This is a genomic window from Roseiarcus sp. (genome assembly GCF_049514155.1).
In the GTDB taxonomy this organism is placed as follows: domain Bacteria; phylum Pseudomonadota; class Alphaproteobacteria; order Rhizobiales; family Beijerinckiaceae; genus Roseiarcus.
Genome location: NZ_JBEKVH010000087.1, coordinates 1 through 16528 on the forward strand (window position 1 = coordinate 1; position 16528 = coordinate 16528).

General features: G+C 69.5%; 16 protein-coding genes. 9 read left to right on the plus strand and 7 right to left on the minus strand.

From position 1 onward, the window contains the following. The 5 genes from rho to ABSF49_RS13370 all read left to right on the plus strand — a co-directional run. Positions 1-553, plus strand: a 553-nt coding sequence (gene rho / locus ABSF49_RS13350; protein ID WP_424113143.1) for a transcription termination factor Rho, incomplete at its 5' end; no start/stop codon positions are given. A gap of 13 nt (positions 554-566) precedes the next feature. Continuing rightward, entirely contained in the window at positions 567-1349 is a 783-nt protein-coding gene (locus ABSF49_RS13355) for a chorismate mutase (RefSeq protein WP_424113144.1), read from the plus strand. An 18-nt stretch (positions 1350-1367) separates the two neighbouring features. Further along, positions 1368-2483, plus strand: coding sequence for a pyridoxal phosphate-dependent aminotransferase (locus ABSF49_RS13360; RefSeq protein ID WP_424113145.1), 1116 nt, complete (start codon positions 1368-1370; stop codon positions 2481-2483). Then, positions 2480-3442, plus strand: a complete 963-nt coding sequence (locus ABSF49_RS13365; protein WP_424113146.1) for a prephenate/arogenate dehydrogenase family protein — start codon at positions 2480-2482, stop codon at positions 3440-3442. Before ABSF49_RS13360 ends, ABSF49_RS13365 begins: the two co-directional genes overlap by 4 nt. Before the next feature lie 170 nt (positions 3443-3612). Continuing rightward, the gene (locus ABSF49_RS13370; RefSeq protein ID WP_424113147.1) at positions 3613-4149 is read left to right on the plus strand and encodes a gamma-glutamylcyclotransferase; all 537 of its coding nucleotides are present in this window, start codon (positions 3613-3615) and stop codon (positions 4147-4149) included. Here the strand turns inward: ABSF49_RS13370 and ABSF49_RS13375 are convergent. The 4 genes from ABSF49_RS13375 to ftsE are packed head-to-tail and all read right to left on the minus strand — an operon-like array spanning position 4131 to position 7100. Continuing rightward, entirely contained in the window at positions 4131-4598 is a 468-nt protein-coding gene (locus tag ABSF49_RS13375) for a hypothetical protein (RefSeq protein WP_424113148.1), read from the minus strand. The genes ABSF49_RS13370 and ABSF49_RS13375 overlap by 19 nt on opposite strands. Positions 4599-4658: 60 nt before the next feature. Next, on the minus strand, positions 4659-5459 hold the full coding sequence (locus tag ABSF49_RS13380) for a lysophospholipid acyltransferase family protein (protein ID WP_424113149.1): 801 nt from the start codon (positions 5457-5459) through the stop codon (positions 4659-4661). Between the two features lie 31 nt (positions 5460-5490). Next, positions 5491-6429, minus strand: a complete 939-nt coding sequence (locus ABSF49_RS13385; RefSeq protein ID WP_424113150.1) for a cell division protein FtsX — start codon at positions 6427-6429, stop codon at positions 5491-5493. After that, positions 6426-7100 (minus strand): cell division ATP-binding protein FtsE, encoded by a 675-nt coding sequence (gene ftsE / locus ABSF49_RS13390; RefSeq protein WP_424113151.1) that lies wholly within the window; start codon positions 7098-7100, stop codon positions 6426-6428. Before ftsE ends, ABSF49_RS13385 begins: the two co-directional genes overlap by 4 nt. Positions 7101-7199: 99 nt before the next feature. Here ftsE and ABSF49_RS13395 point away from each other — a divergent pair, with 99 nt between their 5' ends. Genes ABSF49_RS13395 through ABSF49_RS13405 form a run of 3 tightly spaced genes read left to right on the plus strand, consistent with a single transcriptional unit; the run spans position 7200 to position 10258 of the window. Then, on the plus strand, positions 7200-7871 hold the full coding sequence (locus tag ABSF49_RS13395) for a zinc-ribbon domain-containing protein (RefSeq protein WP_424113152.1): 672 nt from the start codon (positions 7200-7202) through the stop codon (positions 7869-7871). Positions 7872-7877: 6 nt separating this feature from the next. Then, on the plus strand, positions 7878-8426 hold the full coding sequence (hpt, locus tag ABSF49_RS13400; protein WP_424113153.1) for a hypoxanthine phosphoribosyltransferase: 549 nt from the start codon (positions 7878-7880) through the stop codon (positions 8424-8426). Beyond that, positions 8423-10258, plus strand: coding sequence for an aminopeptidase P family protein (locus ABSF49_RS13405; RefSeq protein WP_424113154.1), 1836 nt, complete (start codon positions 8423-8425; stop codon positions 10256-10258). The genes hpt and ABSF49_RS13405 overlap by 4 nt, the downstream gene beginning before the upstream one ends. Here the strand turns inward: ABSF49_RS13405 and ABSF49_RS13410 are convergent. Next, positions 10230-11327, minus strand: a complete 1098-nt coding sequence (locus ABSF49_RS13410; RefSeq protein ID WP_424113155.1) for an acyltransferase family protein — start codon at positions 11325-11327, stop codon at positions 10230-10232. The genes ABSF49_RS13405 and ABSF49_RS13410 overlap by 29 nt on opposite strands. A 128-nt stretch (positions 11328-11455) precedes the next feature. Further along, the gene (gene pgi, locus ABSF49_RS13415) at positions 11456-13099 is read right to left on the minus strand and encodes a glucose-6-phosphate isomerase (protein WP_424113156.1); all 1644 of its coding nucleotides are present in this window, start codon (positions 13097-13099) and stop codon (positions 11456-11458) included. Positions 13100-13166: 67 nt separating this feature from the next. Between pgi and ABSF49_RS13420 the strand changes: the two genes are divergently transcribed. Beyond that, a complete protein-coding gene (locus ABSF49_RS13420) occupies positions 13167-14972 on the plus strand; it encodes an ABC-F family ATP-binding cassette domain-containing protein (protein WP_424113157.1) in 1806 nt (601 codons plus the stop codon). Here the strand turns inward: ABSF49_RS13420 and ABSF49_RS13425 are convergent. Then, positions 14969-16135: a M20 aminoacylase family protein gene (locus ABSF49_RS13425; protein WP_424113158.1), complete on the minus strand. Its 1167-nt coding sequence runs from the start codon at positions 16133-16135 to the stop codon at positions 14969-14971. The genes ABSF49_RS13420 and ABSF49_RS13425 overlap by 4 nt on opposite strands. Positions 16136-16528: the final 393 nt, after the last annotated feature.

Genomic DNA, 16528 nt, shown 5'->3' on the forward strand with positions numbered 1-16528 from the left:
GGCGGTGCGCCACGTCCAGGTCGCGGAAATGGTGATCGAGAAGGCCAAACGGCTGGTCGAGCACGGCCGCGACGTCGTCATCCTGCTCGATTCGATCACCCGCCTCGGACGCGCTTACAACACCGTGGTGCCGTCGTCGGGCAAGGTGCTGACCGGCGGCGTCGACGCCAACGCGCTGCAGCGGCCGAAGCGCTTCTTCGGCGCGGCGCGCAACATCGAGGAAGGCGGTTCGCTGACGATCATCGCCACCGCGCTGATCGACACCGGCTCGCGCATGGACGAAGTGATCTTCGAAGAGTTCAAGGGCACCGGCAACTCGGAAATCATCCTCGACCGCAAGGTCAGCGACAAGCGCACCTTCCCGGCGATGGACATCACCCGCTCCGGCACCCGCAAGGAAGAGCTGCTGGTGCCGCCCGACATCCTCAAGAAGATGTACGTGCTGCGCCGCATTCTCAATCCGATGGGGACGGTCGACGCGATCGAGTTCCTGCTCGGCAAGCTGCGCGAGACCAAGACCAACGCCAATTTCTTCGAATCGATGAACACCTGATCGGATCGACGTCGTGACGGAAGCCGCCGCAGAGGAACAGATCATCGACAAGCTGATCGAAATCAAGCATCGCCAGGGCGGCGGCTCGGCCTTCCGGCCGGCGCGCGAAGCGGCGATGATGCGCGCCATCGTCGAACGCCACACCGGCCATTTGCCGCTCGACACCGTCGAGGGCATCTGGCGGGTCATCATCTCGACCTTCACCTACGTGCAGGCGCCCTACAGCGTGCATCTCGACGTGTCGCGCGGCGACGCGGCGATGCGCGATTCGGCGCGGTTCCATTTCGGCTTCACGACGCCCTGCGCGCCGCATATGAGCGCGGCGGCGGTGATCGCGGCGGTCGCCAACGCGACCGGCGACCTCGGTATGCTCGCGCTCGACCGCGGCCCGGCGTCGGGCGCGTGGTGGATGGGGCTGGCGCGGCCCGACGCGCCCAAGGTGATCGCCCGCCTGCCGTTCGTCGAGCGGCCGGATCATCCCGCGGGCATGCCGATCCTGGTCATCGCCAAGCCGCTCGCCGACGGCGCGGCGCGCGACGTGGTGCTGGAGGCGGTGACGGTCGATCGCTGGCGAGGCGAATATCCGCAGGCGATCGCCGAGCTCGGCGGGGAGATCGTCGGCAACGCCGCCGACGGCATGGGCCTGGCGCTGCTGGTGGCGCGACCGGGGGCGCTGAGGGAAGGGTCGGCGGCGGCGGCGCTGGCTGCGGCGGGGGCGGCCGACGCGCGCAGTCAGGAGATCGGGGCGCACGCCGCGCGCTACGACGGCTCGAAGCTGCGGCCACGCCGCGGCTAGACGAGGAACGAGGGGACGATGTCGAGTTTGAAGCCTGTGCGGCCCGAGCCGCGCGCCGAGGTCATGGCGATTGACGCCTATGTGCCTGGCAAGAGCGCCGTCGCCGGGCTGGCCAAGGTCCACAAGCTGTCGTCGAACGAATCGCCGCTCGGCCCCTCGCCGCGCGCGATCGCGGCGTTTCGCGCCAACGCCGGCGAGCTCGCGATCTATCCCGACGGCTCGTCGCGCCTGTTGCGCGAGGCGATCGCCAGGCGCTTCGGCCTCGACGTCGAGCAGATCATCTGCGGCAACGGCTCCGACGAGCTGCTGTCGCTGCTCGCCCACGTCTATCTGCGGCCGGGCGACGAGGGGCTCTACAGCCAGTACGGCTTTCTCGAATATCCGATCGCGATCCGCGCCGCGGGCGGGATCGCGGTGGCGGCCGACGAGATTCGCCTGACGGCGAATGTCGACGCGATGCTCGCCAAAGTGACGGCGAAGACCAAGATCGTCTATCTCGCCAATCCCAACAATCCGACCGGCGCCTACCTGCCGTTCTCGGAGGTCAAGCGCTTGCACGCCGGCCTGCCCGCCGACGTGTTGCTCGTCCTCGACGCGGCCTACGCCGAATATGTCGCGCGCAACGACTACGCCGCCGGCATCGAGCTGGTCTCGACCAGCGACAACGTCGTCATGACCCGCACGTTTTCGAAGATCTATGGTCTCGCCAATCTGCGCATCGGCTGGGCCTACGCGCCGGCGCGCATCCTCGACGCGCTGAACCGCGTGCGCGGGCCGTTCAACGTCAACGGCGCGGCGATCGCCGCCGGCGTCGCGGCGATCGAGGACGCCGGCCATGTCGCCGCGGCGGCGGCGCATAACGCGCGCTGGCTGCCGTGGCTCGCCGAGGAGATCGCCAAGCACGGAATCGAGGTGGCGCCGAGCGTCGGCAATTTCCTGCTGTTGCGGTTTCCGGGGGCGGCGGGCAAGACGGCGGCGGAGGCCGACCGCTACCTCAGCGGGCGCGGTTTCGTGCTGCGCGCGGTGACGGCCTACGGCCTGCCGGACTGCCTGCGTATGACGGTCGGCGTCGAAGAAGCCAATCGCGGCGTCGCCGCGGCGCTGGCGGCGTTCATGGCGGACGGTCGGCCATGAGCGAACGCCTCGGCCCGCCGCTCGGCGCGCCGCTTTTCGACCGCCTGGCGCTGATCGGAATCGGCCTGATCGGCTCTTCGATCGCCCGCGCGGCGCGGCGCAAGAATGTCGCGCGCGTCATCGCCATCGCCGACGAATCGACGCAGGCGCGCGACCGCGCTGTGGCGCTCGAGCTCGGCGACGAGGTCGTCGCCGATGCGGGGGACGCGGCGGCCGGCGCCGATCTGGTCATCCTCTGCGTTCCGGTCGGCGCCGACGAAGCGGTCGCGCGGGCAATCGCGCCGCAGCTCAAAGCCGGAGCGATCGTCTCCGACGTCGGCTCGGTCAAGGGCGCGGTGATCGCCGCGGTCGGCCCGCATCTGCCCAGGGGCGTGGCCCTGGTGCCCGCCCACCCGGTCGCCGGCACCGAACAGTCGGGCCCGGACGCGGGCTTCGCGACTCTGTTCGTCAACCGCTGGTGCATCCTCACGCCGGCCGCGGGCGTCGACGCGGCGGCGGTGGCGAAAGTGCGCGCGTTCTGGGAGGCGCTCGGCTCCAACGTCGAGACGATGAACGCCGCCCACCACGACCTGGTGCTGGCGATCACCAGCCACGTGCCGCATCTGATCGCCTACAACATCGTCGGCACCGCCTCCGATCTCGAGGAGACGACGCGTTCGGAGGTGATCAAGTTCTCCGCCGGCGGCTTCCGCGACTTCACCCGCATCGCCGCCTCGGATCCGACGATGTGGCGCGACGTGTTCCTCAACAACAAGCAGGCGGTGCTCGAGGCGCTCGGCCGCTTCAGCGAGGATCTGACCGCGCTACAGCGGATGATCCGCTACGGCGACGGCGAGGGGCTGTTCGCGCTGTTCGCCCGCACCCGCGCGATCCGCCGCGGCATCGTCGAAATGGGTCAGGAGACCGCCGCGCCCGACTTCGGCCGCCCTCACGACGAGGACGGCGACGGGGGAAGCTGAGGCGGGCGGGCGGTCTCGCAGTCTTTGCCGATTTCGGCCGCGGCGCGCCGGAGCCAGGCTTGCCGTCACCGCGAGGCGGGCAAAGCGAAGCGCAGGAGCCGCGCAGCGGCTTGACGGCGACGGCGCGACGTGGCCCTCAGGAACTCACGACGTCAAACATCGGAGTCGATATGCCATCCGCGCCGCCGCGCGAACTGTGGGTGTTCGGCTACGGCTCGCTGATGTGGCGGCCGGGGTTCGCCGCTGTCGAGCGCCGGCCGGCGCTGTTGCGCGGCTGGCGGCGGCGGCTGTGCGTCTATTCGCACGTCTATCGCGGCACCGCCGAGCGGCCTGGCCTGGTGCTGGGCCTCGACCGCGGCGGCGCCTGCCGCGGCGTCGCCTTTCGCGTCGAGGCGGCGCGCGCCGAAGCGACGGTGCGCTACTTGCGCGAGCGGGAACTGGTGACGGCGGTCTATCTCGAGCGGATCGTGCCTGTGACGCTCGACGACGGACGGCGGGTCTCGGCGGTGGCCTATCTCGCCGATCGCGCCCACGGCCAATATGCCGGCGCGATGCCGCGCGCGGCGCTGCTGACGCTGGTCAGGCAGGGCCTCGGCCGGTCAGGCCCCAACGCCGAATACGTGCTCGCCACCCGCGACCATCTGCGCGAGCTCGGCATCGTCGACGCCGAGCTCGAATGGCTCGCCGATCAGCTGCGCGCCGCGTGAGGCGCGGCCGCGGCGAGGTCGTCGAGCGCCGCGCGCCGTTCGGCCGTCGTCGCGGCGAGCAGGTGAAGGTGAAGCTCGAGCCGGCCGGCGATCGGCGCCGGCGTCCGGGCGAGACGGGCGACGACCGGCTCAGGAAACGCGCCGGTGTCGGCGAGCGCGACGATGCGCCGCCTCCCGTCCGGCTCGGCCGCCACCACGATCAGCGCCGCGTCGCAATAGGCCGGGCAGGCGCGCGCCTCGTAGACCGAGGCGATGTAGCGGCGGCCGGACGCGCCGCGCCAGGCGCAGAAGCGCGGCGACAACGGCTCGTCAGCGAGCGCGGCGAGCGGCTCGGCGTCCGTCTCGGCGAAATAGGGCGCGGTCGGCGGGGCGGGCTCGGGCCACGGATCGATCGGCGGACGCGACGCGACGAGGGCGGGCGAAACGAAGTCGAGGCCGAAGGTCGCCATCGGTCCATCTCCAAGTGGGGGCGCGAGAGAGAACAAACGTAGAACAAAGGCGCCGATTCGTCAAGCCTCGCGGCTTGCGTGGCCAGGTCGCGGGTCGTCGACCGTCGCCTGGCCCGCCGCCAGCACCGGCGCCAAGCGCGGGTCGTTGGCGACCGCTTCCGCGTTGATCCGCGCGCAGGCCGCCTCGATCGCGCTTTCGAGCCGTTCGGCGAAGGCGTCGCGGTCGAGGCCGGGCGGGATCGGCGGCAGATATTCGATCACCGCCACGCCGGGGCGGCGGGTGGCGTTGCGCCGGCCCCAGTAGAGGCCGGTGTTGACCGCGACCGGCACGCAGGGCGCGCTGTTGCCGGCGTAGATCGCCGCGGCGCCGAATTTGTAGCGCGGCGGCGCCCCGGGCGGTCGGCGGGTGCCCTCGGGGTAGATCATGATCTGCCGGCCGGCGCCGAGCACCTCGCGCGCCTTTGCGATGATCTGCGTCAGCGCGGCGCGGCCATGCGAACGGTCGATGGCGATCTGGCGCCCGCCGACCAGATAGAGCCCGAACAGCGGGATCCAGACGAGCTGCTTCTTGAAAATGATGGCGAAATCGCGCGCGTGGCGGAGCAGCGCGAAGGTCTCGAGGAACGACTGGTGCTTGGCGGCGAGGATGTAGCCGCCCTGGGGGACGTTCTCGATCCCGCGAAACTCGACCTTGAGGCCGCAGAGCTTGTCGAGCAGCCACAACGAGCTGCCGCTCCACAGCCGCGCCATGAAGAACACGCCGCGGCGCCCGAAGACGACCAACGGCAGGCCGACGATCATCAGCACGATGATGTTGACGTAGAAGGCGATGTTGAAGGCGAGCGAGCGCAGCGCGGTCATGGCGGTCCGAAGCAAGCGAAGGGGCGGGCGGTCACAAAAGCAGGCTGAGTTGGCGGAAGACGATCCGGCGCGACAGCACGCCGGTCAGGACGGCGATCGCGCCGGCGACGATTGCGATCGCGGCGTAGCCCGGCAGGCCGAGCCGGAAGGCGCCGAACAGCGCCGCGATCTCCGCGCCGGCCGAGGTGCGCCGAGCGATGAAGGAGGCGAGCGCCGCCACGGCGAAGAACGCCGCCGCCGCGCCGCCGCCGATCCCCGCCCCTTTGAGGCCGAGGCGGAAGAAATGTCCCTGGAACTGGCCGGCAATGTAAGAATCGGCGGCGCCGACGAAATGCAGCACCTCGACGATCTCGCGCGCCCCCGCCATCGCGCCGCGGGTGGCGAAGCCGACCGCCGTTCCCATCGCGACGATCATCAGCGCGAACAGGGCGGCGGCGAAGACGACGATTGCGCCCGCCATCACGTCGAGGCGCGACAGCCACAGGCGGTGGTCGTCGAGGCTTGCCGCCGGCGCCCCAGCCGCGAGCGCGGCGCGCAGCGGCTCGAGGTCGTCGCGATGGCCGGCCTGCATGTGGACGATGATCAAGCGCGGGATCGGCAATTGGCCGAGATCGACCCCGTCGCCGAGCCAGGGGGCGAGGATCGCCTCCGATTGCGCCTTGGAATAGGCCATCGCGTCGGCGACGCCGGGCGCACGCGAGGCGATCTCGGCCGCCGCGGCGACGACAACGTCGGCGTCTTCGCCGGCGCGCGGCTTGATTTGGATGGTGACGTCGCGCGACACGTCGCCGCGCCACGCTTGCGACGCCTCGCCGACCAGGATCGCCCCGCCGGCGGTCAGGCAGGCGAGAAAGGTCATGATGGCGATCACCACCACCAGCGCGCGGCCGGCGATCGAATCGGCCGGCACCAGCGGCATGTCGCGTTTGAGCTGCGAATCCGTTGGGATGCCTTGGCCGGCGTCGTTCATCGCGGGTCGCCCTCGAACACGCGCAATTGGCCGTCGCCGACGACGAGGCGGCGGGCGTAGCCGAATTGATCCATCAGCGACAGGTCGTGGGTGGCGATGACCACCGCGGTGCCGGATTTGTGCAATTCGACGAACAGTCTCAGCAGCCGCCGGGCGAGGCTCGGGTCGACGTTGCCGGTCGGCTCGTCGGCGAGCAGCAGTTCGGGCCGAACGATCAGCGCGCGGGCGATCGCCGCGCGCTGCTTCTCGCCGCCCGACAGCACCGGCGGCAGCGCGTTCATCCGGTCGCCGAGACCGACCCAGCGCAGCAGCTCGACGACTTCGGCGCGATAGCCGGCCTCTTCCCTTTCCATCACGCGCAGCGGCAAGGCGACGTTCTCGTAGGTGGTCAAATGGTCGAGCAGGCGGAAATCCTGGAACACCACGCCGATGCGGCGCCTCAGCGCGGTGATCTCGTCCTTGGTGAGCCCGCCCGCCTCCGCGCCGAAGATGTGAATCGTCCCGCGCGTCGGCTTGAGGCTGAGCAGCATCAGCTTCAGCATGGTCGTCTTGCCGGCGCCGGAGGGGCCGGTGAGGAACTGGAAGCTCTGCGGCGCGATGGAGAAATCGAGGTCGCGCAGCACTTCCGGTCCGACGCCGTAGCGCAAACCGACGTTATCAAAGCGCAGCAACGGCGACCCTCGCGGGATGGAGGCTTAACCCCGCCTTAACCATGAACGCGACCAAATGCCAAGCCTTCCCTCACCGAGCTGGAGCGGGGCTGATTCGCCATGGTCGTCGTCTGCAGGACCTGCTCCGCTACATATCATATTCCCGACGAGATTCTCGGCGACGAGACTTGCCGTTTCCGCTGCTCGCGCTGCGGCCATAGCTGGGACATTCAGCCGCGGCCGACGCTCGCCGGCTCGCTGGCGCCGTTCCGCGGCGCGGCGCCGGCGGCGCGGACCGCGGGGAGGAAGACTTCGCGCCTGCGCCGGCTCGGCGCCCGCGCCCGTCGGCTCGTCGCGCCGCTCGCCTGCGCCGCCGCGCTCGCCGGCGCCATGGCGGCGGTCGCGGCGCGAGCGGAGATCGTCGCCGCGATGCCGGCGGCCGGCGGTCTCTATGCGGCGATCGGCCTGCCGGTCAATCCGCTCGGATTGGCGATCGCCGACGTCAGCGCCCGTCTCGGCGCCGGCGGCGATAAGTCGCTGCTCGCTGTCGAAGGCGTGCTCGTCAACCTGCGCGGCAAGGAGATCGCCGCCCCGGATCTGCGCATCGCCTTGCGCGCCGCCGATGGACGCGAACTCTATGTCTGGACGACGCGACCGCCCAAGGACCGGCTCGCCGCCGGCGAGCGCATTTCCTTCGTCGCCCGCCTCGCCGCGCCGCCGCCCGGCGTCGTCGACGCGCTGGTCAAATTCGTCGCGCCGGGCGATAAGAATTCCCTCGCCCCGGAGGGATGAGGGATCATGAGCGGCGCGCGCAAAGTCGAAGTCCTGTTCCCGGAAGAGCTGATCGCCGAACGCGTCACGACGCTTGCCGCGGAGATCGCCGCCGCCAAGCCCAAGGACCTGCTGGTGGTGGCGATCCTCAAGGGCTCGTTCATGTTCGCCGCCGACCTGTTGCGCGCGATGCACCGCGCCGGCCTCGAACCGCATGTCGAGTTCTTCCATCTGTCGAGCTATCGCGAGGGCACGGTCTCGTCGGGCACGGTGAAGATCCTGCGCGACATCGAATCCGCGGTGAAGGATCGCGACGTCGTGCTGATCGACGACATTCTCGAATCCGGCCGCACGCTCGCCTTCGCCAAGGATCTGCTGGTGGCGCGCGGCGCGCGGCGGGTGCTGGTGTGCACGCTGCTCGAAAAACGCGGCAAGCGTGAGGTGCCGATCGCCGCCGATTTCGTCGGCTTCGTCTGCCCCGACGATTTCGTCGTCGGCTACGGCATGGATGTGGCCCATTCGTATCGCGAACTGCCGTATATCGGCCACGTCGTCACCGAGGCCGACCGTCCGTGAGCGTGCGGCCGGCGAAGTTCGTCGCCAATTATCAAAGCTTCGCCGAGGTCGGCGGGCCGGCGCACGGGGCGGCGCGCGTCGCCGCGCTGCGCGCCGAGCTTGCTTCGCGCGGGCTCGCCGGGTTCGTCGTCCCGCGCGCCGACGAGCACCAGAACGAATACGTGCCGCCCGGCGCCGAGCGGCTCATGTGGCTGACCGGCTTCTCGGGTTCGGCCGGCCTGGCGATCGTGCTGGCCGACAAGGCGGCTTTGTTCGTCGACGGCCGCTACACGCTGCAGGCGCCGGCGCAGATCGACGGTTCGGCGTTCGCCGTCAAGCATGTCGTCAGCGAGCCGCCGTCGGCCTGGATCGAAGCGAATCTCGGCGCGGGCGGCAGGCTTGGTTACGATCCCTGGCTGCACACGCCGGAATCGGTCGAACGGCTGGCGAAGGCCTGCCGCGCCGCGGGCGGCGAGCTGATCGCGGTCGAGACCAACCCGATCGACGCGATCTGGACCGACCGTCCGGGGCCGCCGTTGGCGCCCATCCACGCCCATCCCGAGCGGCTCGCCGGCGAGCGCGCATCGGCCAAGCTGAAGCGCGTCGGCGAGGCGCTGAAGGGCGCCGACGGCCTGCTGGTCAGCGACGCCCATTCGGTCGCCTGGCTGTTCAACATCCGCGGCGGCGACGTCGCCCATACGCCGCTGCCGCTCGCCTTCGCCTATGCGCCGCGCGAGGGCCGGCCGACCTTGTTCGTCGACGCGGGCAAGCTCACGCAGGCGGTCGGCGCGCGGCTCGGCCGCTTCGCCGACATCGCGCCGCCGGAGGCGCTCGTTCCCTTTGTCGCGGCGCGCGGCGCGGCGGGCGCGCGCATCGTCTTCGACGCGGCGACCGCGCCGGCGCGGCTCACCCAGGCGCTCGAGGCGGCGGGCGGCAAGGCGATCGTCAAGGCCGATCCGATCGCGCGGATGAAAGCGGTCAAGAACGCGGTCGAGCTCGCGGGAACGCGCGCCGCGCATATTCGCGATGGCGCGGCGCTGTCGCGCTTTCTCGCTTGGTTCGATTCCGAGGCGCCGGGCGGCAAACTGACCGAGATCGACGCGGCCGCGGCGCTGGAGACGTTCCGTCGTGAAACCGGCGCGCTGAAGGACGTCTCCTTCCCCACCATCGCCGCCGCCGGCCCGCATGCGGCGATCGCCCATTACCGGGTCAGCGAGGCATCGAATCTCGAGATCGGCCGCGGGGTGTTCCTCATCGACAGCGGCGCCCAGTACGAGGACGGCACCACCGACGTCACCCGCACGATCGGCGTCGGCCGCCCGACCGCCGAGCTGCGCGACCGCTTCACCCGCGTGCTCAAGGGCCACATCGCCATCGCGCGGGCGATCTTTCCGCGCGGGACGACCGGCGGCCAGCTCGATGCGTTGGCGCGCGAAGCCCTGTGGCGCGGCGGGCTCGACTTCGACCACGGCACGGGCCACGGCGTCGGCGTCTATCTCTCGGTCCACGAAGGGCCGCAGCGGCTGTCGAAGACCGATTCGACCGCGCTCGAACCCGGCATGATCCTTTCCAACGAGCCGGGCTATTACGCGGCGGGGCGGTTCGGCATCCGCATCGAGAACCTCGTCGTCGTGCGCGAGGTCGAGGTCTCCGGCGCCGATCGGCCGACGCTCGGCTTCGAGACGATCGCGTTCGCGCCGATCGACCGCAGGCTGGTCGAAAAGAAGCTGATGAGCCGCGACGAGGTCGCCTGGCTCGACGCCTACCATGCCGAGACGCGCGCCAAACTGTCGCCGCTGGTCGATCCGGCGACGCGCAAATGGCTCAGGGCGGCGACGCGGCGGATCGCCTGAGGCGGGCGCGCCAGCGCAGTCTGTTCATCGCCGCTCTGGCGGGCGGTTCGAAGCCGATCGACAGCAGCCACGCGATCAGGACGATGGCGGCGAGCATGGCGCAGCCGAGCGAGATTCCGAGGTCGTCGACGAGCTTCGGCGAGAATTTCAAGATGGCGCCGTAGGCGAGCTGATAAAGCGGCTTGTGAATGGCGTAGAGGACGTAGCTCGTCCTGCCGAGCTGGGCGCAAAGCCAGAAGACGGCGCCATTCGACGGATTGGCCTGTCCGATGAAAAGCGCGATCGGGAAAAGGCCGACAATCGCGAAGAGTTCGTAGGCGACGTTGTTGAGCTGGAGAAACAAGGCGACGGCGAGAAGAGCAAACGCGATCGCGCAGGCGACGTTGGAGCGGCGCCCCTCGACGAGCTTGAACTTGAAAATCGCGAAGCCGACAAGAAACGACGCCGACACCCTGACGAAGCCCGGCAGGAAGTCGTTCCAGCCGTATCCGAAGCCGAAAGTGTCCCTCATGAACGCGTAGGACGCGGCGACGGCGAACAGAACGACGATGAGCGGCAGGACGCGCCGCCCGTATGCGAGGAACGGAACGAGCGCGAAGAACGCGACGTTGACCAGGATTTCGTGGAAGACCGACCACATCGGCGGGTTCAGCGGAAAGATGGTCTCCGGCTGTCCGCAGCCGAAGGCCGGAAGCATGAAGACGTTCTGAAGGGTCGAGCAGGCGAGGGAGGCGGGCGTCCATTCGACGCTGAGCCCGGAGTGGGGGTATCGCAGAGCCGCCAAGGCGACAGGAAACCCCAGGGCGATGCCGACCGCGAAGGCCGGATACAGTCGATTTACTCGCAGCCAGAGAAACTGCCTGAACGGCATGCCGTTGAGGATGCGGGCGGAGTAGGCATAGGCGATGACGAATCCGCTGAGCTGAAGGAAGAAATCAACCGCGAGATGAGCGTTTGGAACAGTAAAACCGGCAAAGACTCTCGGCATGTGAAGAATTGCGACCGCAATCGCCGCCAGACCGCGAAGTCCATCTAAGGTCGCGAATTGATGGCGACGATCGACCGTCATCGGACAAGTCTCGCAAGGTCGCCCCAGTCGGACGACTAGACGAGACTATCCGTTTCACGACTGGCCGGAAAGTCAAGCAACGTGCGTGCGGCGATGCGAACGCGCCGTCGGCGGGCGAAAGCGAGCGGTTAGCCTTTGAGCGCCCGCATATGGGCGATCAGCCCGGCAGTCGACGGATCGAGCGCGCCGAGCTCGGCGTTGGCGTCGGCGACGATCGGGGCGAGGCGCGAGGCGAGCTCCTTGCCGAGTTCGACGCCCCATTGGTCGAACGGGTTGATGTCCCAGATCGCCGCCTCGACGAACACCTTGTGCTCGTAGAGCGCGATCAGCCGCCCGAGCGTGCGCGGGTCGAGCCGCGCATAGACAAAGGTCGACGACGGCCGGCTGCCGGAGAAGGTCTTGTGCGGCGCGAGCCGCGCCGCCTCGGCCGCGTTCGCGCCTTGTCTGGCGGTGATCGCCTCGGCTTCGGCGCGCGTGCGGCCGCGCATCAGCGCTTCGCCCTGGGCGAAGCAATTGGCGACGAGCAGGTCGTGGTGATGCGCGTCGGCGCCGGTCGGGTTGGCGGCGACGAGGAAGTCGAGCGGCGCGATCTCGGTGCCCTGATGCAGGAGCTGGAAGAACGCATGCTGGCCGTTGGTGCCGGGCTCGCCCCAGACGATCGGCCCGGTCGCGCGCTCGACCGGCGTTCCGTCGCGGCGCACGCTCTTGCCGTTGCTCTCCATCTGCAACTGCTGGAGATATGCGGGGAAGCGGCCCAGACGCTGGTCGTAGGGAATGACCGCCTGCGACGCGTAGCCGAGCACGTCGCGATTCCACACGCTGACCAGCCCCATCAACAGCGGAATGTTGCGTTCCGGCGGCGCCTCGCGGAAGTGGGCGTCGACCTCGCCGCCGCCGCTGAGGAATTCGAGATAGTGATCCGGTCCGACGGCGATCGCCAGCGGCAAGCCGATGCTCGACCAGATCGAATAGCGCCCGCCGACCCAATCCCAGAAGCCGAACACCCGGGTCGGCTCGACGCCGAATTCGGCGACCTTGTCGAGCCGCGTCGACACGGCGGCGAAATGGTCGGCGACCGCGCCTTCGCCGAGCGCGGCGACGATCCAGGCGCGCGCGGTTCTCGCGTTGGTCATCGTCTCCTGGGTGGTGAAGGTCTTCGACGACACGATGAATAGCGTGCGCGCCGGTTCGATCCCGTGCAGCGTGTCGGCGATGTCGGCGCCGTCGACGTTGGAGACGAAATGGCTGTGCAGACCCGGCTGGGCGTAAGGCGACAGCGCGCGCGACGTCATCGCCGGGCCGAGGTCGGAGCCGCCGATGCCGATGTTGATGACGTGAGTCATCGGCTGGCCAAGCGCGCCGCGCACGCGTCCTTCGCGCACGTCGGCGGCGAAGGCGAGCATCTTGTCGCGTTCGGCCTTGACCGCAGGGGCGACGTCGACGCCGTCAACCAGGACCGGGGCGCCGGAAAGATCGCGCAACGCGCTATGCAGCGCCGCGCGCCGCTCGGTCGAATTAACCAGCTCGCCGCGGAACATCGCGTCGCGCTTGGCGGCGACGTCGGCCGACTCGGCGAGCGTGAGCAGCAGCCGCAGGGTCTCGGTGTCGATCCGCTGCTTGGAGAAATCGTAAAGAAGGTCGCCGAGGACCGCGTGAAAGCGGTCGAAGCGGGCCGGACTGGCGGCAAAGAGATCGGCAACCGAGCGGGCGAGCAGCGAGGCGCGCCGGGCGGCGAGTTCGGCGAAGACGATCGAGGGCGTCGAATCGCTCATGGACTTTCCCTTTCCGGCGCGGCGCACTATGCGTTGCGCCCGCCCCCGCCACGCCGAGCATGCTTCTATGCCGCCCCAATTGCAATTGCGAGACATCCGCCTGACGCTCGGCGGTGCGCCGCTGCTCGATGGAGCGGAATTGTCGATCGCGCCGGGCGAGCGCATCGCGCTGGTCGGTCGCAACGGCTCGGGCAAGTCGACGCTGCTGCGCATCGCCGCGGGCGAAACGACCGCCGACGCGGGCGCGCGCTTCGTCCAACCCAACGCGCGCCTCTGCTACCTGCCGCAGGAGCCCGATCTTTCCGGCCACGCCACGACGCTCGATTTCGTCCTTTCCGGCCTTGGCGAGAGCGACGACGCCTATCGCGCCCGCGCGCTGATGGACGAGCTCGGAATCGATCCGAAAGCCGACCCGGCCAAGCTCTCGGGCGGCGAAGCGCGCCGCGCCGCGATCGTTCGCGTGCTCGCCGCCGACCCCGACATCATGCTGCTCGACGAGCCGACCAACCATCTCGACCTGATCGCGATCGAGTGGCTGGAAAAGACGCTTGGCGAATCACGCGCCGCGTTCGCCGTCGTCAGCCATGATCGCCGCCTGCTCGCCGACCTGACCCGGTCGACGGTTTGGCTCGACCGCGGCCGCACCCGCCGCCTCGACCAGGGCTTCGCCGCCTTCGAGGCTTGGCGCGACGCATTGCTCGAAGAGGAGGAGCTCGCGCGTCACAAGCTCGACCGTCGCATCGTCGAGGAAGAGCACTGGATGCGCTACGGCGTGACGGCGCGGCGCAAGCGCAACATGCGCCGGGTCGGCGAGCTGGCGACGATGCGGCGCGAACGGCGCGACGCGCGCCAGGTCGATGGCGTCGCCAGCATGGCCGCGCAGGAGGCGCGATCGTCGGGCGCCTTGGTGATCGAGGCGGAGAAGATCGGCAGGAGCTACGGCGACCGGCCGGTGGTCAAGGATTTTTCGACCCGGGTGATGCGCGGCGACCGGGTCGGCGTCGTCGGCGCCAACGGCGCGGGCAAGACGACGCTGATCGAGCTGTTGTCCGGCGCGCTCGCTCCCGATTCCGGCGTCGTCCGGCTCGGGACCAACGTCGCGATGGCCAAGCTCGACCAGCGACGCGCGTCGCTGCTGCCGACCACGACTCTGTCCGACGCGCTGACGGGCGGCGGCTCGGACTATGTGCTGGTCAACGGCGAGAGCAAGCACGTCGTCGGCTACATGAAGGACTTCCTGTTTTCGCCGGATCAGGCGCGCACGCCGATCGGCAAGCTGTCGGGCGGCGAGCGCGGCCGGCTGACGCTGGCGCGCGCGCTGGCGCAGCCGTCGAACCTGATGGTGCTCGACGAGCCGACCAACGATCTCGATCTGGAGACGCTCGACCTGTTGCAGGAGCTGCTCGGCGACTATTCCGGCACGATCCTGATCGTCAGCCACGACCGCGATTTCCTCGACCGCATCGCGACTTCGGTGGTCGCGGCCGAGGGTGACGGACGCTGGCGTGAATACGCCGGCGGCTATTCCGACCTGGTCGCGCAGCGCGGCTATGGCCTGTCCGGGGCGCGCGTCGCCGAGGCGCCGAAGCCGGACAAGGCGCCGGCGCGCGAGGCGACGGATCGGCCGGCGGCGAAACGCAAGCTGTCGTTCAACCAGAAGCGCACGCTCGAACGGCTGCCGGGGCGGATCGCGTCGCTGCGCGACGAGATCGCCGCGCTGGAGGGGAAGCTCGGCGACGTCGACCTGCACGGCCGCGATCCGGCCGGCTTCGATCGCGCGACGCACGCCTACGCCGAGAAGCGCGCCGAGCTCGAGCGCGCCGAGGACGAATGGCTGGCGCTCGAGATCTTGCGCGAGGAGCTTAAGGCTTAGGCCGCGAGCGCGGTTTCGACGATCCGGGCGAAATAGGCCATGCCGTAGGGCAGCGCAGCGTCGTTGAAATCGTATTCGGGATGATGCAGGCCGGCGGTGTCGCCGTTGCCGAGCCAGACGAAGGCGCCCGGCCGCGCCTCGAGCATGAACGAGAAATCCTCGGCGCCCATCACCGGCGGCTCGTCGGTGCGCACTTTGTCCGCGCCGACCGCGTCGCGCGCGACGCCGGCGGCGAACTCGGTCTGCTTCGGCGGATTGATCGTCACCGGATAGTTACGGCGATAATCGATCGTGAATCGGACGCCGGAGGCGGCGGCGATCCCGGCGACGATCTCGCGAAAGCGCCGTTCGACGAGATCGCGGACCGCCGGCGACAGCGTGCGCACCGTGCCTTCGAGCTCGGCGGACTGCGGCAGGATGTTGTCGGTGTTGCCGGCGGTAAAGCGCGCCACCGAGACGACGCCGGATTCGAGCGGGTCGACGTTGCGCGATACGATCGTCTGCAGCGCGGTCACGATCTGTGCGCCGGCGACGATGACGTCGACGCAATTGTGAGGAAAGGCGGCGTGGCCGCCCTTGCCTTCGAGCTTGACGACGAAGAAATCGGCCGAGGCCATCGCCGCGCCCTTGCGGATCGAGATTTCGCCGACCGGGAGTTTGGGCGCGTTGTGCAGGGCGTAGACTTCCTCGATGGCGAAATTGTCCATCAGCCCGTCGTCGAGCATCGCCTTGGCGCCGCCGCCGCCTTCTTCGGCCGGCTGGAAGATGACGACCGCCGAGCCGGCGAAGTCGCGGGTGGCGGCGAGATAGCGCGCCGCGCCGAGCAGGATCGCGGTATGCCCGTCGTGGCCGCAGGCATGCATGCGGCCGGGAACGGTGGAGCGATAGGGCAGGTTGGTCGTCTCCACGATCGGCAGGGCGTCCATGTCGGCGCGCAGGCCGATCACGCGCCCGCTTGCGCCCTTGCGCCCCTTGATGACGCCAACGACGCCGCTCCTTCCGACGCCGGTGCGAACTTCGTCGCAGCCGAATTCGCGCAGTCGCTCGGCGACGAAGGCCGAGGTCTGATCGAGGTCGTAGAGCAGCTCGGGGCAGGCGTGGAGATGGCGGCGCCAGCGCTGGGCGTCGGGAACGAGCTTGGCGATAGCGGGGTTTACGGTCATGATTGACGCACTCCGAAACGGGATTGGTCAAAATGGGCGTGTCGCTGCAGCGCTGTCAACGACGCTGCGCGGTCCGGCGCGCAATTCAGCGCCAGCGCCTCCGGCGAAAGCGCGCGTTAACAACGCATTGACGCTGCCGAAAGGATTGCCGCGCGCCGTAACCGTTTGCCGACTCGCTCGACGCTAAAGTCGAGAACGGGAGAGCCCGAACAGGGCGCGAATTCGACATGAGCGGCGGAACGGCGCACGGCCTCGGGCCGTTCGACCCCTATTGGACGCATGAGGTCAAGCCGCCGCGGCGCGGTTCCGGCTGGCCGCGCCGTCTCGTCTTCGGCCTCGGGGCGGCGCTGGCGATGGTCGGCGTCGCGGCGTTGGCGCCGCTGCGGTCGCCGG

What these genes read in the sequence shown, in the direction of transcription:
- ABSF49_RS13360 (WP_424113145.1), top strand. Translation starts at nt 1,368, where the DNA reads ATGTCGAGTTTGAAGCCTGTGCGGCCCGAGCCGCGCGCCGAGGTCATG.
- ABSF49_RS13365 (WP_424113146.1), top strand. Translation starts at nt 2,480, where the DNA reads ATGAGCGAACGCCTCGGCCCGCCGCTCGGCGCGCCGCTTTTCGACCGC.
- ABSF49_RS13370 (WP_424113147.1), top strand. Translation starts at nt 3,613, where the DNA reads ATGCCATCCGCGCCGCCGCGCGAACTGTGGGTGTTCGGCTACGGCTCG.
- ABSF49_RS13375 (WP_424113148.1), bottom strand. Translation starts at nt 4,598, where the DNA reads ATGGCGACCTTCGGCCTCGACTTCGTTTCGCCCGCCCTCGTCGCGTCG.
- ABSF49_RS13380 (WP_424113149.1), bottom strand. Translation starts at nt 5,459, where the DNA reads ATGACCGCGCTGCGCTCGCTCGCCTTCAACATCGCCTTCTACGTCAAC.
- ABSF49_RS13385 (WP_424113150.1), bottom strand. Translation starts at nt 6,429, where the DNA reads ATGAACGACGCCGGCCAAGGCATCCCAACGGATTCGCAGCTCAAACGC.
- ABSF49_RS13395 (WP_424113152.1), top strand. Translation starts at nt 7,200, where the DNA reads ATGGTCGTCGTCTGCAGGACCTGCTCCGCTACATATCATATTCCCGAC.
- hpt (WP_424113153.1), top strand. Translation starts at nt 7,878, where the DNA reads ATGAGCGGCGCGCGCAAAGTCGAAGTCCTGTTCCCGGAAGAGCTGATC.
- ABSF49_RS13410 (WP_424113155.1), bottom strand. Translation starts at nt 11,327, where the DNA reads ATGACGGTCGATCGTCGCCATCAATTCGCGACCTTAGATGGACTTCGC.
- pgi (WP_424113156.1), bottom strand. Translation starts at nt 13,099, where the DNA reads ATGAGCGATTCGACGCCCTCGATCGTCTTCGCCGAACTCGCCGCCCGG.
- ABSF49_RS13420 (WP_424113157.1), top strand. Translation starts at nt 13,167, where the DNA reads ATGCCGCCCCAATTGCAATTGCGAGACATCCGCCTGACGCTCGGCGGT.
- ABSF49_RS13425 (WP_424113158.1), bottom strand. Translation starts at nt 16,135, where the DNA reads ATGACCGTAAACCCCGCTATCGCCAAGCTCGTTCCCGACGCCCAGCGC.